This is a genomic window from Streptomyces sp. NPDC047974 (genome assembly GCF_040653375.1).
In the GTDB taxonomy this organism is placed as follows: Bacteria; Actinomycetota; Actinomycetes; order Streptomycetales; family Streptomycetaceae; genus Streptomyces.
On sequence record NZ_JBEZNU010000046.1, the window covers coordinates 1 to 22,447 of the forward strand.

Annotated in this window: 22 protein-coding genes; 9 read left to right on the forward strand and 13 right to left on the reverse strand. The window is 72.7% G+C overall.

The genetic code is table 11. The features are described from left to right. Positions 1–115: 115 nt before the first annotated feature. Both fabI and fabG read right to left on the reverse strand, forming a co-directional pair. Entirely contained in the window at positions 116–892 is a 777-nt protein-coding gene (fabI, locus tag AB0E19_RS35395) for an enoyl-ACP reductase FabI (protein WP_362188216.1), read from the reverse strand. 5 nt (positions 893–897) lie between these two features. Next, positions 898–1,617 (reverse strand): 3-oxoacyl-[acyl-carrier-protein] reductase, encoded by a 720-nt coding sequence (gene fabG / locus AB0E19_RS35400; protein WP_360610964.1) that lies wholly within the window; start codon positions 1,615–1,617, stop codon positions 898–900. 253 nt (positions 1,618–1,870) lie between these two features. On the opposite strand from fabG, the gene AB0E19_RS35405 reads away from it, so the two are divergent. From AB0E19_RS35405 to tyrS, 3 genes are read left to right on the forward strand one after another with little or no spacing between them, the layout of a single operon-like run. Beyond that, a complete protein-coding gene (locus AB0E19_RS35405; RefSeq protein WP_362188220.1) occupies positions 1,871–3,394 on the forward strand; it encodes a TldD/PmbA family protein in 1,524 nt (507 codons plus the stop codon). After that, complete coding sequence (locus tag AB0E19_RS35410; RefSeq protein ID WP_362188223.1) at positions 3,391–4,782, forward strand: metallopeptidase TldD-related protein; 1,392 nt, start codon at positions 3,391–3,393, stop codon at positions 4,780–4,782. Before AB0E19_RS35405 ends, AB0E19_RS35410 begins: the two co-directional genes overlap by 4 nt. A gap of 51 nt (positions 4,783–4,833) precedes the next feature. Beyond that, complete coding sequence (gene tyrS / locus AB0E19_RS35415) at positions 4,834–6,099, forward strand: tyrosine--tRNA ligase (protein ID WP_362188226.1); 1,266 nt, start codon at positions 4,834–4,836, stop codon at positions 6,097–6,099. A gap of 76 nt (positions 6,100–6,175) precedes the next feature. Here the strand turns inward: tyrS and AB0E19_RS35420 are convergent, their stop codons facing one another. Further along, on the reverse strand, positions 6,176–6,451 hold the full coding sequence (locus AB0E19_RS35420) for a GlsB/YeaQ/YmgE family stress response membrane protein (protein ID WP_351108013.1): 276 nt from the start codon (positions 6,449–6,451) through the stop codon (positions 6,176–6,178). Positions 6,452–6,621: 170 nt separating this feature from the next. On the opposite strand from AB0E19_RS35420, the gene AB0E19_RS35425 reads away from it, so the two are divergent. Then, positions 6,622–6,966, forward strand: coding sequence for a DUF3099 domain-containing protein (locus AB0E19_RS35425; protein WP_362188230.1), 345 nt, complete (start codon positions 6,622–6,624; stop codon positions 6,964–6,966). Between the two features lie 213 nt (positions 6,967–7,179). Continuing rightward, positions 7,180–7,419, forward strand: a complete 240-nt coding sequence (locus tag AB0E19_RS35430; RefSeq protein ID WP_360610952.1) for a hypothetical protein — start codon at positions 7,180–7,182, stop codon at positions 7,417–7,419. Here AB0E19_RS35430 and moaA read toward each other — a convergent pair. The 3 genes from moaA to AB0E19_RS35445 form a co-directional block, all read right to left on the reverse strand. Continuing rightward, positions 7,402–8,400 (reverse strand): GTP 3',8-cyclase MoaA, encoded by a 999-nt coding sequence (gene moaA, locus AB0E19_RS35435; RefSeq protein ID WP_362188234.1) that lies wholly within the window; start codon positions 8,398–8,400, stop codon positions 7,402–7,404. The genes AB0E19_RS35430 and moaA overlap by 18 nt on opposite strands. A 166-nt stretch (positions 8,401–8,566) precedes the next feature. After that, positions 8,567–10,219: a cation acetate symporter gene (locus tag AB0E19_RS35440; protein ID WP_362188237.1), complete on the reverse strand. Its 1,653-nt coding sequence runs from the start codon at positions 10,217–10,219 to the stop codon at positions 8,567–8,569. Beyond that, positions 10,216–10,590 carry a DUF485 domain-containing protein gene (locus AB0E19_RS35445; RefSeq protein ID WP_362188240.1) on the reverse strand — a complete coding sequence of 125 codons (375 nt, stop codon included), beginning with the start codon at positions 10,588–10,590 and terminating at the stop codon, positions 10,216–10,218. Before AB0E19_RS35445 ends, AB0E19_RS35440 begins: the two co-directional genes overlap by 4 nt. A gap of 277 nt (positions 10,591–10,867) precedes the next feature. Here AB0E19_RS35445 and AB0E19_RS35450 point away from each other — a divergent pair, with 277 nt between their 5' ends. Next, positions 10,868–12,412, forward strand: coding sequence for a S8 family serine peptidase (locus AB0E19_RS35450; protein WP_362188243.1), 1,545 nt, complete (start codon positions 10,868–10,870; stop codon positions 12,410–12,412). An 87-nt stretch (positions 12,413–12,499) separates the two neighbouring features. After that, on the forward strand, positions 12,500–13,798 hold the full coding sequence (locus tag AB0E19_RS35455) for a CoA transferase (RefSeq protein ID WP_362188246.1): 1,299 nt from the start codon (positions 12,500–12,502) through the stop codon (positions 13,796–13,798). A 15-nt stretch (positions 13,799–13,813) separates the two neighbouring features. On the opposite strand, the gene AB0E19_RS35460 is transcribed toward AB0E19_RS35455, so the two are convergent. The 7 genes from AB0E19_RS35460 to AB0E19_RS35490 all read right to left on the reverse strand — a co-directional run bounded on the left by AB0E19_RS35460 (position 13,814) and on the right by AB0E19_RS35490 (position 20,630). Continuing rightward, positions 13,814–14,857 (reverse strand): zinc-dependent alcohol dehydrogenase family protein, encoded by a 1,044-nt coding sequence (locus AB0E19_RS35460; RefSeq protein WP_362188249.1) that lies wholly within the window; start codon positions 14,855–14,857, stop codon positions 13,814–13,816. Positions 14,858–14,872: 15 nt separating this feature from the next. Beyond that, positions 14,873–15,514, reverse strand: coding sequence for a lysoplasmalogenase (locus tag AB0E19_RS35465; protein WP_362188252.1), 642 nt, complete (start codon positions 15,512–15,514; stop codon positions 14,873–14,875). Between the two features lie 140 nt (positions 15,515–15,654). Beyond that, complete coding sequence (locus AB0E19_RS35470; RefSeq protein ID WP_362188255.1) at positions 15,655–16,365, reverse strand: VIT family protein; 711 nt, start codon at positions 16,363–16,365, stop codon at positions 15,655–15,657. Positions 16,366–16,389: 24 nt separating this feature from the next. Beyond that, positions 16,390–17,619 carry an amidohydrolase family protein gene (locus tag AB0E19_RS35475; protein WP_362188258.1) on the reverse strand — a complete coding sequence of 410 codons (1,230 nt, stop codon included), beginning with the start codon at positions 17,617–17,619 and terminating at the stop codon, positions 16,390–16,392. Further along, on the reverse strand, positions 17,616–18,923 hold the full coding sequence (locus AB0E19_RS35480; protein WP_362188261.1) for an amidohydrolase family protein: 1,308 nt from the start codon (positions 18,921–18,923) through the stop codon (positions 17,616–17,618). Before AB0E19_RS35480 ends, AB0E19_RS35475 begins: the two co-directional genes overlap by 4 nt. Before the next feature lie 25 nt (positions 18,924–18,948). Next, entirely contained in the window at positions 18,949–19,833 is an 885-nt protein-coding gene (locus AB0E19_RS35485; protein ID WP_362188264.1) for an SDR family NAD(P)-dependent oxidoreductase, read from the reverse strand. Next, positions 19,833–20,630, reverse strand: coding sequence for an acetoacetate decarboxylase family protein (locus AB0E19_RS35490; RefSeq protein ID WP_362188267.1), 798 nt, complete (start codon positions 20,628–20,630; stop codon positions 19,833–19,835). The genes AB0E19_RS35485 and AB0E19_RS35490 overlap by 1 nt, the downstream gene beginning before the upstream one ends. A 143-nt stretch (positions 20,631–20,773) precedes the next feature. Here AB0E19_RS35490 and AB0E19_RS35495 point away from each other — a divergent pair, with 143 nt between their 5' ends. Together AB0E19_RS35495 and AB0E19_RS35500 are read left to right on the forward strand one after the other, a co-directional pair. Beyond that, positions 20,774–21,472, forward strand: a complete 699-nt coding sequence (locus AB0E19_RS35495; protein WP_362188270.1) for a TetR family transcriptional regulator — start codon at positions 20,774–20,776, stop codon at positions 21,470–21,472. Then, a complete protein-coding gene (locus AB0E19_RS35500; protein WP_362188273.1) occupies positions 21,469–22,443 on the forward strand; it encodes a DEDDh family exonuclease in 975 nt (324 codons plus the stop codon). Before AB0E19_RS35495 ends, AB0E19_RS35500 begins: the two co-directional genes overlap by 4 nt. Positions 22,444–22,447 lie beyond the last annotated feature (4 nt).

Consider the following 22,447-nt stretch of genomic DNA (forward strand, 5'->3'; position numbering starts at 1 on the left):
CTCGCGCCGGTCCAGGACACCGTCGAGCGCCCCGCCCGCTGGCTCGCCGCCTTCGACGGCGCCGGTCCCGGAAGGGACCCGGCGCCCGGCCCCGGCCGGTGCGGTACGGGCGCGGTCAGGCGCCGATCGCGTGCAGACCGCCGTCGACGTGGACGATCTCGCCCGTGGTCTTCGGGAACCAGTCGGAGAGCAGCGCGACGATGGCGCGGCCGGCCGGCTCCGGGTCGGAGAGGTCCCACGACAGCGGGGAGCGGCTGTCCCAGACCTTCGCCAGCTCGCCGAAGCCCGGGATGGACTTGGCGGCCATGGAGCCGAGCGGGCCGGCCGAGACCAGGTTGCAGCGGATGTCCTGCTTGCCCAGGTCACGCGCCATGTAGCGGCTGGTGGCCTCCAGGGCGGCCTTGGCCGGGCCCATCCAGTCGTACTGCGGCCAGGCGAACTTGGCGTCGAAGGTGAGGCCGACGACCGAGCCGCCCTCGCTCATCAGCGGCAGCAGCGCCATCGTCAGGGACTTCAGGGAGAAGGCCGAGACGTGCATGGCGGTGGCGACGGACTCGAACGGCGTGTTGAGGAAGTTGCCGCCCAGGGCGTCCTGCGGGGCGAAGCCGATGGAGTGCACGACGCCGTCGAGGCGGTCGCCGAGGTGCTCGCGGACCTGGCCCTCCAGGCGCGCGAGGTGCTCGTCGTTGGAGACGTCGAGCTCCAGGACCTTGACCTTCTCCGGGTTCGGGAGCTTCTTGGCGATGCGCTCGGTCAGCGTCGGCCGGGGCCAGGCGGTGAGGATGATCTCCGCGCCCTGCTCCTGGGCCAGCTTGGCGGCGTGGAAGGCGATGGAGGACTCCATCAGCACACCGGTGATGAGGATGCGCTTGCCCTCGAGAATTCCGCTCATGGTGATCAGTGACCCATGCCCAATCCGCCGTCAACCGGAATGACGGCTCCAGTGATGTACGAGGCGTCGTCGGAGGCGAGGAACCTCACCGTGGCGGCGATCTCCTCCGGCTTCGCGTAGCGGCCCAGCGGCACCTGGGACACGATGCCCGCGCGCTGCTCGTCGGTGAGCACGGCGGTCATGTCGGTGTCGACGAAGCCCGGCGCGACGACGTTGAACGTGATGTTCCGCGAGCCGAGCTCACGGGCGAGCGAGCGGGCGAAGCCGACCAGGCCGGCCTTGGAGGCGGCGTAGTTGGCCTGGCCCGCGGAGCCCAGCAGACCGACGACCGAGGAGATCAGGACGACGCGGCCCTTCTTGGCGCGCAGCATGCCGCGGTTGGCGCGCTTGACGACCCGGAAGGTGCCGGTGAGGTTGGTGTCGACGACGGCGGTGAAGTCCTCGTCGGACATGCGCATCAGGAGGGTGTCGCGGGTGACGCCGGCGTTGGCCACCAGGACCTCGACCGGGCCGTGCTTCTCCTCGATCTCCTTGTACGCCTGCTCCACCTGCTCGCCGTCGGTGATGTCGCACCTGACGGCCAGGCAGCCCAGCTCGGTCAGCGCGGCCGGGGGCTCGCCCGAGCGGTACGTGTACGCGACCTTGTCGCCGGCCTCGGCGAACGCGCGGGCGATGGCGAGGCCGATGCCCCGGTTTCCTCCGGTGACGAGAACCGAGCGGCTCAACGGATCACCCTTTCGATCAGCGGTCTGGTACCCCGAAAACCTATCGGTACCGCCCAGCCCATGAAGAATCGGCCTCCGACAGTGGCGCGCGGGTGGCACTGTCGGATCCCTACAGACGCGCGCACCGGAAAACCGCCCGGGCCGCCGCCTCCCGTACGGGGAAAATGTGCCGGTGGACGCGGCTCGGCGTGATTCACTTCCGGTTGCCCGTCCGCCGCAGCAGGTTCCCGTCACGCAGAGAGCGAGGCCGCTCGTGGTCCATCAGATCGACCCACACTTCCATGCCCTGCCGTTGAGGGCGCTCGCCGACGCCGCGCTCGCGCGGGCGCGGGCGCTCGGCGCCGAGCACGCCGACTTCCGGCTCGAAAGGGTCCGCTCCGCCGCCTGGCGGCTGCGGGACGCCAAGCCGGCCGGTTCGTCGGACACCACCGACCTCGGCTACGCGGTGCGGGTCGTGCACGGCGGGGCCTGGGGCTTCGCCTCCGGGGTCGACCTGACGATGGACGGGGCGGCGCGGGTCGCCTCGCAGGCCGTCGCCATGGCCAAGCTGTCGGCGCAGGTCATCGCCGCGGCCGGCTCCGAGGAGAGGGTGGAGCTGGCGGCGGAGCCCGTCCACGAGGACAAGGTGTGGATCTCCTCGTACGAGATCGACCCGTTCTCGGTACCGGCCGAGCAGAAGAGCGCGCTGCTCGCCGACTGGTCGGCGCGGCTGCTGCGGGCCGACGGGGTGGCACACGTGGACGCCTCGCTGCTCACGGTCTTCGAGAACAAGTTCTACGCGGACACGTCGGGCACCGTCACCACCCAGCAGCGGGTGCGGCTCCACCCGCAGCTCACCGCGACCGCCGTGGACGGCACCACCGGCGAGTTCGACTCGATGCGGACGATCGCGCCGCCGGTCGGCCGGGGCTGGGAGTACCTCACCGGGACCGGCTGGGACTGGGACAAGGAGCTGGAGGAGATCCCGGAGCTGCTCGCCGAGAAGATGCGGGCGCCGAGCGTCGAGGCCGGCCGCTACGACCTGGTCGTCGACCCGTCGAACCTCTGGCTGACGATCCACGAGTCGATCGGCCACGCCACCGAGCTGGACCGTGCCCTCGGCTACGAGGCGGCGTACGCGGGCACCTCCTTCGCCACGTTCGACCAGCTGGGCAAGCTGGCGTACGGCTCCTCGGTGATGAACGTGACCGGTGACCGCACGGCCGAGCACGGCCTCGCGACCATCGGCTACGACGACGAGGGCGTCGAGGCGCAGTCCTGGGACCTGGTGAAGGACGGCACGCTCGTCGGCTACCAGCTGGACCGGCGGATCGCGAAGCTCACCGGCCTCGGACGGTCCAACGGCTGCGCGTTCGCCGACTCCCCCGGGCACGTGCCCGTGCAGCGGATGGCGAACGTCTCGCTCCAGCCCGACCCGGGCGGTCTGTCGACGGAGGACCTGATCGGCGGGGTCGAGCGGGGCATCTACGTGGTCGGCGACCGGTCCTGGTCGATCGACATGCAGCGGTACAACTTCCAGTTCACCGGCCAGCGCTTCTTCCGCATCGAGAACGGCCGGCTGGCCGGGCAGCTGCGGGACGTGGCGTACCAGGCCACCACCACCGACTTCTGGGGCTCGATGGAGCAGGTCGGCGGCCCGCAGACGTACGTCCTCGGCGGCGCCTTCAACTGCGGCAAGGCCCAGCCGGGCCAGGTCGCGGCCGTCTCGCACGGCTGCCCCTCCGCCCTCTTCCGGGGCGTCAACATCCTGAACACCACGCAGGAGGCCGGTCGATGAGCCGCGTCAGCAAGCCGTACGAGATCGTCGAGCGGGCGCTCGAACTGTCCCGCGCGGACGGGTGTGTCGTCATCGCGGACGAGGAGTCCTCGGCCAACCTGCGCTGGGCGGGCAACGCGCTCACCACGAACGGCGTGACCCGGGGCCGTACCCTCACCGTGATCGCCACCGTCGACGGCGCCGAGGGCACCGCCTCCGGCGTCGTGTCCCGCTCGGCCGTGACCGCCGAGGACCTGGAGCCGCTGGTGCGGGCCGCCGAGGAGGCGGCGCGGGCGGCCGGGCCCGCCGAGGACGCGCAGCCGCTGGTCGAGGGCGTGCCCTCCTCCCCCGACTTCACCGACGCGCCCGCCGAGACCTCCTCCGCCGTCTTCGCCGACTTCGCGCCGGCGCTCGGCGAGGCCTTCGCACGCGCGCGCGCCGGCGGCCGGGAGCTGTACGGCTTCGCGAACCACGAGCTGACCTCCACCTACCTGGGCACCTCGACCGGGCTGCGGCTGCGGCACGACCAGCCCAACGGCACCCTGGAGCTGAACGCCAAGTCGCCCGACCGCGCGCGCTCCGCCTGGGCCGGACGCTCCACCCGCGACTTCAAGGACGTCGACCCGGCCGCGCTCGACGCCGAGCTCGCGGTCCGGCTCGGCTGGGCCGAGCGGCGGATCGAGCTGCCGGCCGGCCGGTACGAGACGCTGCTGCCGCCGACAGCCGTCGCCGACCTGCTGATCTACCAGCTGTGGTCGTCGATGGCCCGGGACGCGGTGGAGGGCCGTACGGTCTTCTCCCGGCCCGGCGGCGGCACCCGGCTCGGCGAGACCCTCTCGCCGCTGCCGCTGACCCTGCGCAGCGACCCGAACGAACCGGGCCTGGAGTCCGCGCCCTTCGTGATCGCGCACGCCTCCGGGGACGACGAGTCGGTCTTCGACAACGGCCTGCCCGTCGGCCCGGTGGAGTGGGTGCGGGCCGGCGCGCTCGACCGGCTGATCACCACCCGGCACACGGCCGGCCTCACCGGCATGCCGGTGGCGCCCGGCGCGGGGAACCTCATCCTGGACGGCGGCGGCGACCGCTCCCTGGAGGAGATGGTGGCCGCCACCGAGCGCGGGCTGCTGCTCACCTGCCTCTGGTACATCCGCGAGGTCGACCCGGCGACGCTGCTGCTCACCGGCCTGACCCGGGACGGCGTCTACCTCGTGGAGAACGGCGAGGTGGTCGGCGAGGTCAACAACTTCCGGTTCAACGAGTCCCCGGTGGACCTGCTGTCGCGGGCCACCGAGGCGGGCCGGACGGAGCGGACCCTGCCGCGCGAGTGGAGCGACTGGTTCACCCGGGCCGCGATGCCCGCGCTGCGGGTGCCCGACTTCAACATGAGCTCGGTCAGCAAGGGCGTCTGACCCGCCTAGACTGGGCTGTCTGCAAGCAACGATCCGAGGAGACTGACGACCGTGACGGACATCGTCGACGAGCTGAAGTGGCGTGGGCTCTTCGCCCAGTCCACCGACGAGGACGCCCTGCGCAAGGCGCTCGCGGACGGTCCCGTGACGTTCTATTGCGGTTTCGACCCGACCGCGGCCAGCCTCCACGTCGGCCACCTGGTCCAGGTGCTCACCGTCCGCCGGCTCCAGCAGGCCGGGCACCGGCCGCTGGCGCTGGTCGGCGGGGCCACCGGCCAGATCGGCGACCCCCGCCCGACCGCCGAGCGCACCCTGAACGACCCGGAGACGGTCGCGAACTGGGTGAACCGGCTGCGCTCCCAGATCGAGCCCTTCCTCTCCTTCGAGGGGGAGAACGCGGCGGTCATGGTGAACAACCTGGACTGGACCGCCGGGCTCTCGGCGATCGAGTTCCTGCGGGACATCGGCAAGCACTTCCGGGTCAACAAGATGCTGACCAAGGACTCCGTGGCCCGCCGCCTGGAGTCCGAGCAGGGCATCAGCTACACCGAGTTCAGCTACCAGCTGCTCCAGGGCATGGACTTCCTGGAGCTGTACCGGCGGTACGGCTGCACGCTCCAGCAGGGCGGCTCCGACCAGTGGGGCAACCTGGTGGCGGGGCTCGACCTGATCCACCGCCTGGAGCCGGGCGCCGAGGCGCACGCGCTCGCCACCCCGCTGATGGTCAAGGCGGACGGCACCAAGTTCGGCAAGACCGAGGGCGGCGCCGTCTGGCTGGACCCGGAGATGACCACGCCGTACGCGTTCTACCAGTTCTGGCTGAACGTGGACGACCGCGACATCTCGACGTACATGCGGATCCTCTCCTTCAAGTCCCGCGCGGAGCTGGAGGAGCTGGAGGCGCAGACCGCCGAGCGGCCGCAGGCGCGGGCCGCGCAGCGGGCGCTCGCCGAGGAGCTCACCACGCTGGTGCACGGCGCCGGGCAGTGCGCGGCCGTCATCGACGCCTCGAAGGCGCTGTTCGGGCAGGGCGAGCTGGCCGCGCTCGACGAGCCGACGCTGGCCGCCGCGCTCTCCGAGCTGCCGCACGCGCGCGTGAGCGAGCTGGGCCAGGTCGTGGACCTGTTCGCCGAGGTCGGCCTGGTGGCGAGCAAGTCGGCCGCGCGGCGCACGGTGAAGGAGGGCGGCGCCTACGTGAACAACGTGAAGGTGACCGCCGAGGACGCCGTCGTCGAGGCCGGCGAGCTGCTGCACGGGCGGTGGCTGGTGCTGCGGCGCGGCAAGAAGAACCTGGCGGCGATCGAGTACACCGGCTGACCGCCGGGCACGACGGACGCCGGAGGCCCGGTACGGCAGTCGCCGTACCGGGCCTCCGGTGCGTCCCGCGCCCGCGTCAGGCGCGCTGTCTGTTGCCCTTGAGCGAGGCCCAGACCATGTCGCCGACGCCGACGACGGCCACGGCGCCGATGAGCTGGAGCAGGTGACGGGTCCAGTCGATGCCCCGGGTGTCCTCGACGCCGATCCAGCCGGCGACCGCGTTGCCCAGGATGCTGCCCAGGATGCCGAAGATCGTCGTCAGCCAGAGCGGGATCTGCTGCTTGCCCGGCAGGATCGCCTTCGCGATCAGACCCAGGACGAATCCGACGATGATCGCCCACAACCAACTCATGTCCGCCTCCTCGTGCGCATGTGCCCCCCAGTCTCGACCCGGCGGCCATACGGCGCATGTCGGACGCCGCCGGACGTGCCCCGGTCTCGTCGGCCCGGGAACGTGGGCGTACGGTGGTCCGAGGTCCGGACCGGGGAGGCTCCGGCACGAGCGGCGGGTGGTGGAACGCGATGCGGAAGCGGGCGGAACCCGAGGTCTTCCGGATCACCGGGGCCCGGCAGGGGCTCGCGGACGACGTCCGGGGCAGGCAGCGGCGGTACATCATCTCCATGTCGGTGCGGACGCTCTCCGTGATCGCGGCCGCGGTGCTGTGGAACGTGGAACGGCACGTGGCGGTCGTGGCGCTCGCGCTCGGGGTGCTGCTGCCGTACATCGCGGTGGTGATCGCGAACGCGGGCCGGGAGTCCGCGCCCTCGCTCCCTTCGACCTTCCTGAGCTCGCCGGTGCGTCCCGCCCTCGGCACGGGCGACGGCGGAGCGGAATCCGGAGCGGAACGCCCGCACGGGCAGGGCTGATCGGGGCCGACCCGCCCCGGTGACGGAACGTCACGACAAGGCCGTCGGGAACCTCAAGAAAAGCTCAGATCAATCACGAGGTTCCGGTGCACCGCACCCAGGGTGCCGTGACATACTGCGTACGCGCTCCGCATCCCCCGTCGGAGCGACGGACCGATGCCGGGCAGCTCCCCCCGTGGCTGCTCGGCATCGCCCTTGCTGGACAATGATCAGGTGAGCGAAGAGAAGCCGATCTGTTCCGCCAAGGGCTGCCGCGCCGACGCCGTCTGGGTCCTCGCGTGGAACAACCCCAAGCTGCACACGCCCGAGCGGCGCAAGACCTGGCTCGCCTGCGAGGAGCACCGCGAGCACCTGTCGCAGTTCCTGGGCGTGCGGGGCTTCCTGAAGGACGTCGTGCCCTTCGCCGAGTGGGAGCCCGCGGAGGAGGACCCCGGCTCAGCCGCCGATCGCTGACATCGGGCGGTCGGGCTGCAGGAAGCTCGGGTCGTCCAGGCCCGAGCCCGCCTTCTTCCCCCACATCGCCTTCTTCCACAGCTCCGCGACGGCTGCATCCGATGCGGACGGGGCCTCCGAGCGGAGCGCGGCCCGCAGGTCGGTCTCCTCGGTGGCGAAGAGGCAGGTGCGGATCTGGCCGTCGGCGGTGAGCCGGGTGCGGTCGCAGGCCCGGCAGAAGGGGCGGGTCACGGAGGCGATGACGCCGACCGTGTGCGGTCCGCCGTCGACGACCCAGCGCTCGGCCGGGGCGGAGCCGCGCTCCTCGGAGCCCTCGGGGGTGAGGGTGAAGCGGGTGCGCAGGGACTCCAGGATGTCCCCGGCGGTGATCATGCCGTCGCGCTTCCAGCCGTGCTGGGCGTCGAGGGGCATCTGCTCGATGAAGCGGAGCTCGTACTCCTCCGCGATCGCCCAGGCGAGCAGGTCGGGGGCCTCGTCCTCGTTGAGCCCCGGCATCAGGACGGCGTTGACCTTCACCGGGGTGAGGCCGGCCTCGCGGGCGGCGGCCATGCCGTCGAGGACGTCCTGGTGGCGGTCGCGGCGGGTCAGGGTCTTGAAGACCTCGGGGCGCAGGGTGTCGAGGGAGACGTTGACCCGGTCGAGGCCCGCGGCCTTGAGGGCGGTGGCGGTGCGCTTCAGCCCGATGCCGTTGGTCGTCAGGGACATCTTCGGGCGGGGCTCCAGGGCGGCGCAGCGCTCGACGATCCCGACGAGGCCGGGGCGGAGCAGCGGCTCGCCGCCGGTGAAGCGGACCTCCGTGACCCCGAGGTCGGTGACGGCGATCCGGATCAGCCGGACGATCTCGTCGTCGGTGAGCAGATCCGGCTTGGCCAGCCACTGCAGTCCCTCTTCGGGCATGCAGTAGGTGCAGCGCAGATTGCACCGATCGGTGAGGGAAACGCGCAGGTCGGTGGCGACTCGGCCGTACGTGTCGAGGAGCACAGATCCCCCTCCCCTTCTCCAGGTTCGCTTCTTTTTTCGAGCCTACGCGACCGGTCGGACATCGGGCACGGACCGATTGTCACGAGGACGGCGCCGGCCGCGTCGTAGAACTCTACGACGCGGCCGGCGACTCGTTGCGGACCGTATACGACCGGATGCGGTGCGGTCAGTGCTTCACGGCGGCCGCGGTACCGACGCCGGTGAGGGACTTGACCTCCAGCTCGGCGTACTTGCCCTGGTCCGGCTCCTCCTTGGAGAGGATCGAGCCGAGCCAGCCGAGGAGGAAGCCGAGCGGGATGGAGACGAGGCCCGGGTTCTCCAGCGGGAACCAGTGGAAGTCGACGCCCTTGAACATGGAGGCCGGGCCGCCGGAGACGACCGGGGAGAAGAGGACGAGGACGACGGAGGAGACCAGGCCGCCGTAGATCGACCAGAGCGCGCCCTGGGTGGTGAACCTCTTCCAGAAGAGCGAGTAGAGGATCGTCGGCAGGTTGGCCGAGGCGGCGACCGCGAAGGCGAGGGCGACGAGGCCGGCGACGTTGAGGTCGCGGGCGAGGGCGCCGAGGGCGATCGAGACGATGCCGATGAAGACCGTGGACCAGCGGGCGGCCCGCATCTCCTGCTGCTCGGTGGCCTTCCCGCGCTTGATCACGTTGGCGTAGATGTCGTGCGCGAAGGACGAGGAGGAGGCGAGGGTCAGTCCGGCGACCACGGCCAGGATGGTGGCGAAGGCGACGGCCGAGATGACGGCGAGGAGGATCGCGCCGGCGGTGGAGTCGGCACCGCCGCCGACCTCCAGGGCGGTGAGCGGGGCCGCCGTGTTGCCCGCCTTGTTGGACGCCTTGATGGCGTCGCCGCTGAGCAGGGCGGCGGCGCCGAAGCCGAGGACGATCGTCATCAGGTAGAAGGCGCCGATGATGCCGATGGCCCAGTTGACCGACTTACGGGCGGCCTTGGCGGTCGGCACCGTGTAGAAGCGGATCAGGATGTGCGGCAGGCCGGCGGTGCCGAGGACGAGGGCGATGCCGAGGGAGAGGAAGTCGAGCTTCGAGGTCTCGGTGAGGCCGTACTTGAGGCCGGGCTCCAGGAAGGCCTCGCCGTGGCCGCTGTTGGTGGCGGCGGCGCCGAGCAGGCTGGAGAGGTTGAAGTCGAACTTCAGCAGGATGAGGAAGGTGATGAGGAGGGTGCCGGCGATGAGCAGCACCGCCTTCACCATCTGCACCCAGGTGGTGCCCTTCATGCCGCCGATGGTGACGTAGACGATCATCAGGACGCCGACCAGGGCGACGATCGCGATCTTGCCGCCGTCGCTGGTGATGCCGAGGAGCAGCGAGACGAGGACGCCGGCGCCGGCCATCTGGGCGAGCAGGTAGAAGATCGAGACGACGATGGTGGAGGTGCCGGCCGCGGTGCGGACCGGACGCTGGCGCATCCGGTAGGCGAGGACGTCGCCCATGGTGAAGCGGCCGGAGTTGCGCAGCGGTTCGGCGACCAGGAGCAGGGCGACGAGCCAGGCGACGAGGAAGCCGATGGAGTAGAGGAAGCCGTCGTAGCCGTAGAGGGCGATGGCGCCGGAGATGCCGAGGAAGGACGCGGCGGACATGTAGTCGCCGGAGATCGCGAGGCCGTTCTGGAAGCCGGTGAACTGGCCGCCGCCGGCGTAGAAGTCGGCGGCGCTGCGGGTCTGCCGGCCGGCCCAGACGGTGATGGCGAGGGTGGCGATCACGAAGGCGGCGAAGAGGCCGATGATCAGCGGCCGGTGCTCGGCGGTGGCGTTTCCGGCGGCGAGCAGCGCGGGGGCGGTGGCGAGGGAGCTCATGCGTCGCCCTCCATACGGGCCTTGATGGCCTCGCCCTTGGGGTCGAGACGGAGCGCGGCGTGGCGGGAGTACAGCCAGGCGATGAGGAAGGTGGTGGCGAACTGGCCGAGGCCGAGGACGAGCGCCATGTTGATGTTGCCGAACAGCCGGATGCCCATGAAGTCGCCGGCGTAGTTGGAGAGCAGGACGTAGAGCAGGTACCAGGTGATGAAGGCGACCGTCAGGGGGAAGGCGAAGGAGCGGTAGGTGCGGCGGAGCTCGCCGAACTCCTCGCTCCGCTGGACCTCGACGAACTGCTCCGTGGTGGGCCGGGCGGGACCGGTGTCGGTCCCGGCGCCCTCTCTCGGCGGCGGCGGTGCTTCGGTAGCCACGGACTCTCCTCGTGACGCGGGGGCGGACGGCATGGTCAAGGGGGCCTCACCTGGGGGGTGCGGGAGCAAGGGCGCCGACTGGAGCCCCTCCCCTGCTCAACGGCACGGAGCCGGAAGCGAAGTGGTTCAGGCGAGTGGATTTCTTCCCCGGAATCTTCATCCCGTCTTCTCAACTCATTGATGAGCAGGGAAGATCAGCGATAGCTTCACTCGTCATGCACCTGCCCACGCGCAACCCCGCGCGTGGAGCAGTACATACGGATGATGTGGAGAACCCATGGCTCATCTGGGATCGAGGCGCGGCCGAGTACTCGCTCTGCCTGCTGGTCTCGCGCTCACCGCTTCGCTCGGCTTCCTTCCTTCCGGCGCCGCCTCCGCCGCGGAAACGAGTGACGCTCCGGCGGCCGCCACCGTCGCGACGACGGGCGAGAAGCTCTCGTACGTCGTCAACATCGAGGGGGGCCGCTGGACGGCCTCCTCGGTGAAGAAGGCGATAGCCGCCGCCGGCGGCGAGGTCGTCATCGCCTACGAGCAGATAGGCGTGATCGTCGTCCACTCGCAGAACCCGGCGTTCGCGCAGACCATCCGCACGGCGCGCGGCGTGGTGTCGGCGGGTGCGACGCGTACCGCTCCGCTCTCCGTGCAGCGCGACGACTCGGTCGGCGGCGACACCGCGAAGCTGACGGCGGCCGAGGCGCTGGCCGCCGCGGCGACCGCCACCGGCGACCAGGAGCCGCTGGAGCCGCTGCAGTGGGACATCCCGGCCATCAAGGCCGACAAGGCGCACCAGAAGACCCTCGGCAGCAGCCGGGTGACGGTCGGCGTCATCGACACCGGTGTGGACGACCTCCACCCGGACCTGGCGCCGAACTTCGACGCGAAGGCCTCCGCCAACTGCGTCTCCGGCAAGCCGGACACCACCCCCGGCTCGTGGCGCCCCTCGCTGGCCGAGTCCGACCACGGCACCCACGTGGCCGGCACCATCGCCGCCGCGAAGAACGGCCAGGGCATCACGGGTGTCGCCCCGGGCGTGAAGCTCGCCGGCATCAAGGTGTCCACCCCGGACGGCTTCTTCTACACCGAGGCCGTGGTCTGCGGCTTCGTGTGGGCGGCCGAGAACGGCGTCGACATCACGAACAACAGCTACTACACCGACCCGTGGATGTTCGCCTGCAAGACGGACGAGGACCAGAAGGCCCTCATCGAGGCGGTCACCCGGGCGACCCGGTACGCGGAGAAGAAGGGCACGGTCAACGTGGCCGCGGCCGGCAACTCCCGGTTCGACCTCGCCGCGGACACGATCCTCGACAAGTCCAGCCCGAACGACACCGTGCCGGGCGAGCGGGTCATCGACCCGAGCGTGTGCCTCGACTACCCGGCCCAGCTGCCGGGCGTCGTGACGGTCTCGGCGACCGGCGCGAAGGACCTGAAGGCGTCGTACTCGAACTACGGTCTCGACGTGATCGACGTCGCCGCCCCCGGCGGTGACCGCACCGAGTACCAGGCCCCGGGTGCCCCGGCCATCAACGGTCTGATCCTTTCGACCGTGCACAAGGGCGGCTACGACTACAAGGGCGGCACGTCGATGGCGGCGCCGCACGCCGCCGGTGTGCTCGCGCTCCTGAAGTCGACGCACCCGAAGGCGAGCCCGGCCGCGCTGAAGGCGCTGCTGTACGCGCAGGCCGACGAGCGCGCCTGCACCAACCCGTACGACATCAACGGCGACGGCAAGGTCGACGCCGTCTGCGAGGGCGGCAAGGAGAAGAACGGCTTCTACGGGGCCGGTGTCGTCGACGCGCTGGACGCCGTCCGCAAGCGGTGACGTCCTGAGGTGATCGGGCCCCGGTGCGGTCGGCCGCACCGGGGCCCTTTCGTGTCGCGAGGTGGCACTCAGTGCCATAGTGCGGGTATGGACAGCACGGTTCGGAGCGGTACGGAAGCACTGTGGTCGGCCCTGGGCGGCGATCCCGCCCTGGTCGGACGGGTGGAGTTCGGCGGGGTGTCGGGGCTGCTCCCGGCGCGGCTGCCGGTGATGGACCTGGCGCGGGCGGCGGTCGCGGTCTGCGGGCTCGCGGCCGTGGAGCACGCGCGCGTGGCGGGGCCGGTACGGGTGGACGACGGGGCGGTGGCCACCGCCTTCGTGAGCGAGCGTCATCTGCGGGTCGACGGACGGGCGCCGGTGAGCTTCGCGCCGCTGTCGCGGTTCTGGCGGGCGGCCGACGGCTGGGTCCGCACCCACGCCAACTACCCGCACCACAAGGCCGCGCTGCTCGCGGCGCTGGGCGCGGCCGACTCGGTGGAGGCGGTGGCGGAGGCGATCGGCGGGCGGCGGGCCGTCGACGTGGAGACGGCGGTGTACGGCTCCGGGGGCCTCGCGGTGGCGCTGCGGACGCCCGCGGAGTGGGCGGGGCACGCGCAGGGCCGGGAGGTGGCGGCGCGGCCGCTGCTGAGCCGGGAGCGGCTCGACGAGGCCCCGCCGCGGCGCCGCCCGGGTCCGCCGCGGGTCCTGGACCTGACCCGGGTGATCGCGGGCCCGGTGGCGACGCGGACGCTGGCGCTGCTCGGCGCGGACGTGCTGCGGATCGACCCGCCGGGCAGTCCGGAGCTGCCGGACCAGCACGCGGACGCGGACGTCGGGAAGCGGACGGCGGCCCTCGACCTGGACCGGCGCGCGGACCGGCGGACCTTCGACGAGCTGCTGGACGCGGCGGACGTCCTGGTGACGGGCTACCGGCCGGGGGCGCTCGAACGGTACGGCCTGGAGCGGCCGGGCCTGGTGACGGCCCGGCTGTCGGCGTGGGGCGACTACGGGCCGTGGGGCGGCCGGCGCGGCTTCGACAGCCTGGTGCAGGTGGCGACGGGCATCGCGGTCGCGGAGGGGTCCGCGGAGGAGCCGGGGGCGCTGCCGGCGCAGGCCCTCGACCACGGGACGGGGTATCTGCTGGCGGCGGCGGTGCTGCGGTCGCTGACGGAGCGGGAGCGGGACGGCGGGGGCCGGCTGGTCCGGCTGTCGCTGGCGCAGACCGGTCACTGGCTGACGCACGGTCTGCCGCGGTACGACCCCGAGCGGTACCTGGCGGAGTCGGAGGGCCCGCTCGGGCGGCTGCGGCACGCGGTGTCGCCGGTGGCGTACGAGGGCGGCCCGGCGGGCTGGACCCGCCCGCCGGGCGTCGCGGGGGCGGACGCCCCGGTGTGGGCCGGGGCCTGATCCGCCGGACGGGCCCTACGGCGTGACGAGGACCTTGAGGGCGGTGCGCTCGTCCATGGCCCGGTAGCCGCCGGGGACGCCGTCGAGGCCCACGGTGAGGTCGAAGACCGGGGACGGGTCGATGGTCCCGTCGAGGACGTCGGCGAGGAGTTCGGGGATGTAGGCGCGGACGGGGGCGACGCCGCCGCGCAGGGCGATGTTCCGGTCGAACATGACGGAGAGGTCGAGGCCGGTGCCGGAGCCGTGCGGGACGCCGACGTAGCCGATGGAGCCGCCGTCGCGGGTGATGTTCACGGCGGTGCGCATGGACTGCTCGGTGCCGACGGCCTCGATGACGCCGTGGGCGCCCTGGCCGCCGGTGAGCTCGCGGACGGCGGCCTCGGCGGCCTCGCCGCGCGCGGCGACCACGTCGGTGGCGCCGAAGGCGCGGGCGATGTCGGTGCGGGCGGTGTGGCGGCCGAGCGCGATGATCCGCTCGGCGCCGAGCCGCTTGGCGGCGAGGACGCCGCAGAGGCCGACGGCGCCGTCACCGACGACGGCGACGGTCGAGCCGGGGCGGACGCCGGCGCCGAGGGCGGCGTGGTGGCCGGTGCCCATGACGTCGGAGAGGGCGAGCAGCGCGGTCAGCAGACGGTCGTCGGAGGCGGCGTCGGCGGGCAGCTTGACGAGCGTGCCGTCGCCGAAGGGGACGCGGACGGCCTCGCCCTGGCCGCCGTCGGAGCCGGCCGAGCCCCAGAAGCCGCCGTTCGGGCAGGAGGTCTGGAGGCCCTCGGCGCAGTAGTCGCAGGTGCCGTCGGACCAGACGAAGGGGGCGACGACGAGGTCGCCGGGCTTGAGGCCGCGGACCTCGGAGCCGGTCGCCTCGACGGTGCCGAGGAACTCGTGGCCGATGCGCTGGCCGGGCTGCCGGGCGGACTCGCCGCGGTAGGCCCACAGGTCACTGCCGCAGATGCAGGCGCGCAGGACGCGCACGACGACGTCCGTGGGGTCCTTCACGACGGGGTCGGGCACCTCCTCCACGCGCATGTCGAAGGGGGCGTGGATGGTGGTGGCGCGCATGGTTCCTCGTCCGGGTCAGCTGGTTGTGCCGTGTTCTCGGCGTGCACCGTACATCGCCTGGAGGGCACCCGCGGTCAGCAGGTACTGGGCGGCGATGTAGGTCAGCATGACCCAGAAGTCGGGGGCCGGCAGCTGGGGCAGGTCGGCGATGCCGGTGGCGATGAGGGTGTCGGAGAGCAGGAAGAGCGCGCCGCCGGTGCCGGCGAGGACGCCGAGCGAGGAGGAACGGTACGCCATCGCGGTCAGCAGCAGGGAGTAGCCGGCGACGGGGATCCGCAGGTCGGCGGGGAGGCCGGGCCAGAGGGCGGTGAGGGTGCCGGCGAGGGCGAGGGCGTAGAGCGCGCCGAGGGCGGGCGAGGTGCGGCGCGTACCGAAGAGCCGCAGGTAGCAGAGGTGGCCGAGGGCGAAGGAGCCCATGCCGGCGAGGAAGGCCCACTCGGCGTCGAGGAGCAGCAGGACGTCGCCGCCCCAGCCGAACAGGAGCGCCGCGAGCAGCGGCCTGGGGGCGCCCCTGGTGGCTGCGTACGCGGCGAGCAGCGGCATCAGGAGGGGCTTGGCGGCCAGGTGGCCGGCGTCCGCGCCGGCGAGCAGGGAGCCGAGGTCGACGGCGGCGGCGAGGACGAAGGCGCCGAGCAGGGTACGGGAGAGCGGGGTCACGCGGAGGGCTCCAGGTGCCGGAAGGGGGGAGACCTCGACCGTAGGCCCGCCCTCGGCGCCCGGCTAGACGCTGTTACCGACAAGTATGCGAGACGGTTCGTCAGCGGGCTTTGGCGGCTTCCGACAAGGATCCGGCCCGGTCAGACGCCTGCCACGTCCAGGAGGGAGCCGGCCGCGTAGGTGACGGCCATCGCGAGGGCGCCGCCGGCGACGGTGCGGAGGGTGGCCCTCGGGGCGGGGGCGGCGGCGAGGCGCGCGGACCACCAGCCGGTGAGGGTGAGCGCGGCGAGGACCGAGGCGACGGTGATCCACAGTCGGCTGGAGGCGGGCGGCAGGACGATCGCGAGGAGCGGGAGCAGGGCGCCGACGGTGAAGGCGAGGAAACTGGCCCAGGCCGCGTGCCAGGGGTTGGTGAGGTCGTCGGGGTCGATGCCCAGCTCCACGCGCGCGTGGGCCCTGAGCGCGTCGCGTTCGGTGAGCTGCTCGGCGGCCTCGCGGGCGACGTCGGGGGTGAGGCCGCGGGCGGTGAGCAGCGCGGTGAGTTCGTCGAGCTCCGCCTCGGGGCTCTCGTGGAGCTCCCGCTTCTCGGTGGCGAGGGCGGCGGTCTCGGAGTCGCGCTGGACGGAGACGGAGACGTACTCGCCGGCGGCCATGGAGAGGGAGCCCGCGAGGAGGCCGGAGAGGCCCGCGGTGAGCAGCGCGGCCTGGGACTCGGTGGCGCCCGCGACGCCCACGACGAGGCCGGCGGTGGAGACGATGCCGTCGTTGGCCCCGAGCACGGCGGCGCGGAGCCAGTTGAGCCGGGAGCCGAGGGCGCCGCCGTGGGGTTCGTGCGCGGGGGGTGCGGTCACCTCTGGAGGGTCGCACCCCCCGGGTCACCAGACGCGGACCGACCCGCCCGGGGCGAAGGCCGGGCTGGTGGCGCCCTCGGGGACCTTCTCCAGGGGGGTGGCGATCTCCTCGACGGACGGGCCGTGGACGGCGGCGAGCCGGTCGAGGAGGGCGAGGTCGAAGCCGTAGACGCGGGCCGCGTTGCCGCCGACCATGGCCGCGACCTCCTCGCGGGGCAGGCCCGCGTAGGCGAGGCGGAGCCCTTCGCGCGAGTAGGGGGTGGTGCCCTCGTCGTGGGGGTAGTCGCTGCCCCACATGATCTTGTCGAGGCCGATCCGGTCGCGCAGCGGCACCTCGTGGGGGCGCATGAAGCTGGCGCCGACGAAGCAGTTGTCCCGCCAGACCTCGCCGGGGCTGCGGCCCATGGAGTCGGCGAGGCCCGCGCCGAACCTCGACTCGGCGGTGACCGCCGCCCGGCCCGCCGCGGCGACGAGCCGCCCGTGGTAGTAGTCCAGCATCTCGACCACCCCGGGGATCCAGCCGGAGCCCTGCTCGGTGAGGACGAGCTTGAGGCCGGGGTGGCGGCGGAAGGCGCCGCCGAACACCAGGTGCCACAGGGCCCGGTGGGAGAACCAGGTGGTCTCCACCATGAAGACGGCCCGGGCGGCCGGTTCGTCGCCGAGGGGCGGGGAGGCGGAGCCGCCGTGGTGGTTGACCGGCACGTCCAGCTCCTCGCAGACGGCCCAGATCGGGTCGTACGCCTCCGAGTACAGCTCCGGCAGTCCGCTGCCGGGCGGGGTACCGGGGAGCAGGACGCCTCCGGTGAGACCGGCCGCGTGGGTGCGGCGGATCTCGCGGACGGCCGCGTCGACGTCGTTCAGGAGGATCTGGGCGACGCCGGCCCTGCGGCCGGGGGCCTCGGCGCAGAAGTCGGCGAGCCAGCGGTTGTGGGCGCGCAGCCCCGCCCAGCGCCGTTCGAACTCCTCCCGGGTGGGGGCCGGGGCCATGAGGGAGGCGGAGGGGAAGAAGGGCGGGATGGTGTTGGGGAAGACGACCTCGGCGACGATCCCGTCGGCTTCGAGCTCGCGCAGCCGGCGGTCGGAGTTCCAGTTGCGGTCGGCGGTGTCGGCCAGGAGGTCCTCGTACGGGTTGACGTACGTGGCGGCCCAGGCGTCGAAGTCGTCGTGGAACCGCCGCTCCAGGTAGGGCCTGTAGTCGAGGAGGTCGGCGCCGGCGTGGCAGTCGGCGGAGATCACGGTGTGGCGGTCGGTCACGGGGTCACCCCCGCGTCCGGGCCCGCCGAGGGGCCCATGACCGGGAAGTCGCCGCCGGTGAGCCAGTGCCGTCCGGTCTCGCGGGAGCGGGCCCAGGAGGCCTCGACGGCGGTCTGGTCGGCGGGCTGGCCGAGGTCGGCGGGGGTGGGGCCGATCCGTCTGGCTATCGGATCCAACTTTCGGACATCGAATCCGAAGACCTCGACCGCGGCCAGCCCCAGCATCCGCCGCGTCTCCTCCACGGGAATGTCGTGGAAGGTGTTCCGCAGCCAGGCCCGGGTGTTCGGCCAGGTGCCCTCCGGGTGCGGGAAGTCCGAGCCCCACAGGATGTTGTCGACGCCGATCTCGTACCGCTGCGCCAGCTCGCGCCGCTTGGTGTTGGTGGCGCAGACGAAGACCTGCCGGTCCAGGTACTCGCTCGGCGGGCGGCGCAGCTCCGCGAAGGGCGAGAGCTTCTTGCCGCCGTGGGCGCCGAGGTAGAGCCGGTCCATGAACCACAGCAGGTTCGGCAGCCACCAGCAGCCGGACTCGGCGACGCCGAAGCGCAGCCCCGGGTGGCGCTCGAAGACCCCGGACCAGAGCAGGAACCACAGCGGCCGGGCGGGCCACCAGGTGACCTCGGAGACGTAGATGCCGAGGTGGTCGCCGTACTCCTCGCGGGGCGCGGCGCCGGAGTGGGTGACGACCGGCATGCCGGTCTCGGCGGCGGCCGCCCACACCGGGTCGTACCGACGGTCGTGGTAGGGCGGCTTGTCGACCCACATGGAGGGGATCATCAGGGCGCCGAGCCCGGACTCCTTGGCCCGGTGGATCTCGGCGACGACCTCGCGCGGGTCGGCGGTGACGGGCAGCAGGGCGACGCCGCAGTGCCGGGCCGGGTCGTGGGCGACGAACTCGGCGAGCCAGCGGTTGTGCGCCCGGGCGCCCGCCATGCCGAGCTCGGGGTCCTGGTCGCCGGAGAGGCCGAGGCCGACGCCGAAGGGCGCGGCGGTCTGGCTGTCGACGGCGTCCGCGTCGGGGAAGACGACCTCGGCGGCGACCCCGTCGCCGTCCAGCTCCTTGATCCTCTGGGCGTGGTCCCAGCCGCCGCGCAGCCCCTCCTCGTGGTCGCTGAACCACTTGCTCGCGAAGGACTCGTTGCGGACGCCGAGGCGGGTCATGGCCTCCCGGCGGGCCTGGCGTCCGGCGAGGAAGTCGTCGAAGGCGCCGTGGAAGCGGGACTCCAGGTAGGGCCGGTACTCCTCGGTGGGGAGCCCGGCGTGGCAGTCGGACGAGACGATCAGATACGGATCCTCATGGCTCATGGTGCGCACAGCCCCCTCAGGCCGGTCAGTCGAGGATGAAGCTCTCCAGGTAGGTCGGGTCGGAGCGGTCGAGCATCGAGCGCGAGCGCGCACGGATCTGCCGGTCGCTGTGCTCGCTCGCCGGGAGCATCCAGAACCGGTCGGCCCTGATCCCCTCGACGACGTGCTCGGCGACCTCCTCCACCGGGGTGAAGGCGATCTCGTGGCCGGCCTCCTTCATGGCGGCCTCCCACTGGTCGAGCGAGCGGTACGGGGTGCGGCGCGGGCGCTCCTTGGCGTACCGCTCGGGCCGGTTGCGGTGCGACTCCCACAGGCCGGTGCGGAGCATGTGGGGCCCGGGGAAGAGGACGGAGGCGCCCACGCGCGCGTGCTCCGCCTTCAGGTGGGCGTAGAGGGACTCGGTCATGGTGACGACGGCCGCCTTGGTGACCGCGTAGACGGAGGCGGTGGGCAGCGGCGCGATGCCGCCGTCGCCGGAGGAGGTGTTGACGACGTGGCCGGGTTCGCCGCTCGCGAGCATGCGGGGGACGAAGGCCTGGATGCCGTGGAAGACGCCCCAGACGTTGACGGAGAAGGCCCACTTCCAGTCGTTGGGCTCGTGCTCCCACATGCGGCCCTCGGCGCCGGAGCCGACGCCGGCGTTGTTGCAGAGGACGTGGACGGCGCCGAAGGTGTCGAAGGCGGCGTCGGCGAAGGCCCGTACCGAGTCCGGGTCGGCGACGTCGACGGTACGGGCGAGGATCTGCGCGCCGCCGTCCATCAGCTCGTCGGCGGTCTCGGCGAGCGGCCCCTGTTCGACGTCGCCGAGGACGACCGCGAGGCCCTCGGCGGCGAAGCGGCGGGCCATGGCCCGGCCGATGCCGCTCGCGGCGCCGGTGACGACGGCGACCTGTCCCTCCCGGATCTCCATCAGGCGCTTCCTTCCGGGGGGCCGTCGAGGATCTGCGCGGGGTCGTCGTACCGCTGGTGGGCGTAGGGCAGCAGGGCCTCGGCGGAGACCCGCTCGGCGACCCGGCCGCGCTGGTCGGAGGTCTTCTCGCCGAGGGTGATCTCGACGAGCCGGCGGACCGGGAGGTCGGCGACGGGGTCGTACATCGACTCGCGCAGGACGACGTCGCCGGTGATCCGCTCCAGCTTCCTGACCTTCTCGTGGCGCACGCAGTGGACGAGGACCGGGTCGGCGTCGAAGCCGGAACCTTCCACGCCGGGCAGGAACTTGAAGTAGAAGTCGGTCTTCTCGACCGGTTCGGGGAGCGGGAGCGGCCCCGAGACGGCGCCGCGGACCTCGACGAAGGCGATGCCGTGCCGGGCGAGCCGGGCGCCCACCACGAGCCCGTCGCGCTCCACGACGACCTCGCCGAGCTTCTTCGGCTCTCCGAAGACCTCGCGGCCGCCGATCAGGGCCCGCTCGTGGGTCATCGGCATGACCAGCGGGTACCAGCCCTCGACGGCGCCGTGGGCGGCGGCCACCGAGAACGAGCCGGCGCCCAGCGGGTAGCCGGGCAGGTCGACCTTGCTGATGGTGACCCGGACGAGGGGACGTCCGGTGGGCTTGAGCGGCGGCGGCAGGACCGCCGCCACCGCGTCGGGGTCGGTCTCCCAGACGGCGACCACGCCCGTGGACCAGATGTCGGGGAGCCTCGCCGCGGCGGCCCGGGCGGCGGCGCCCTCCGCCTCGGTGCGCGCCCCGTACCGTACTCGTGCCATGTCGTACCACCCTTCCGGACGGATACGGCCCCCGGCCTCCCGGACGGACCGGGGCGAAGGCCTGTAACACTGTTACACCGCCACCGGGGAAGGGTAAAGACGCGTGGCGCGGCGAATTGACGGGACGTCAGGGGGGATGACGGATGGCACGCCGGACGCTCAGCCGCGAGGAGGTCCTGGACGCGGCGGCGGCCCTGGTACGGGCGCACGGCCCGGACGGGCTCACCATGCGCGGCCTCGCCGCAGCCCTCGACACGGCGGTCACCTCGATCTACTGGCACGTGGGCAACCGCGAGTCGCTGCTCGACGCGCTGGCCGAGCGGACGGTGGCCGACCTCGGCGCGATCCGGCCGCACGGAGAGGGGCCCGCGGAGCGGATCGCCTCGGTGGCGCACGCCCTGCGCCGGGCGCTGCGCGAACGCCCGCACCTGGTGGCGATGGTCCACGAGCGGGGCCTGACGGAGCGGATGTTCCTGCCGGCCCAGCGGGCCCTGGTGCGGGAGGCGCGCGCGGCGGGGCTGCGCGGCGAGCGGGCGGCGGAGCTGGTCCGGGCGGTCACCTTCCAGGCCGTCGGATACGTGCTGCTGGAGCGCAACCGCGAGCGGGCGCCGGTCCAGTCGCCGGCCGAGGAGGAGCTGTGGGGCGCCGAGACCTCCGGCGCCGACCCGCTCCTCGCCCGCGCCCTGGCCGCCCCGCCCGACCCCGACCGGCTCTTCGCCGCCTCGGTGCGCGCCCTGGTGGACGGGCTCCTGGCGGGCCCCGGAACCTCTCCCGCAGGGGACATCACGGACATCACGGACACCGGGGGCGGCGCTGTCGGTCGCGGGCCGTATTCTCAGTGACCATGCTCGACGACCGTACGACAGCAGCGACGTGGCCGGCCGCCTACCCGCAGGGGTACGCGGTCGTCGACGTGGAGACCACCGGTCTCGCCCGCGACGACCGGATCGTGTCCGCCGCCGTCTACCGCCTCGACGCGCAGGGCGACGTGGAGGACCACTGGTACACGCTGGTGAACCCCGAACGGGACCCCGGCCCGGTCTGGATCCACGGCCTCACCAGCGAGGTCCTCGACGGGGCGCCGCTCTTCGCGCAGATCGCCGAGGAGTTCTCGGCCCGCCTCGACGGCCGCGTCCTCGTCGCGCACAACGCCATGTTCGACTGGCAGATGATCGCCCGGGAGTACGCGCGCGCCGAGCGGACCGCGCCCGTGCGGCAGCGGCTCTGCACCATCGCCCTCGCCAAGGAGCTGGCGCTGCCGCTGCCCAACCACAAGCTGGCCACGCTCGCCGCCCACTTCGGCGTGGTGCAGCAGCGCGCGCACGACGCTCTCGACGACGCGCGCGTGCTCGCCGAGGCCTTCCGCCCCAGCCTCCACGCGGCGGCCGAGCGGGGCGTGCGGCTGCCGCTCCTCGAATGCCGGCCGCTCACCGAGTGGGCGTCGGCACCGGACCGCCCGCTGATCGGCCGCCAGTCCTCGTACGGAGCGGGGAGCTGGCGCCCCTCCCGGAAGCGGCCCGCCTGCCCGTACCCCAACCCCGGCCGGTACGAGAGCGACAAGCCGCTCAAGCAGGGCATGCGGGTGGCCTTCTCCGGCGACACCTCCGTCGACCGCGAGCTCCTGGAGGACCGCACGGTCGAGGCCGGGCTGCACGTCGCCACCTCCGTCTCCCGGCTCACCAGCCTCCTGGTCACCAACGACCCGGACTCCGCCACCTCCAAGACGGTCAAGGCGAAGGCCTTCGGGACCCCGGTCGTCGACGAGGCCGCCTACGCCCATCTGCTGCGGGACGTGGCCCCGGCAGACGGGTGACACC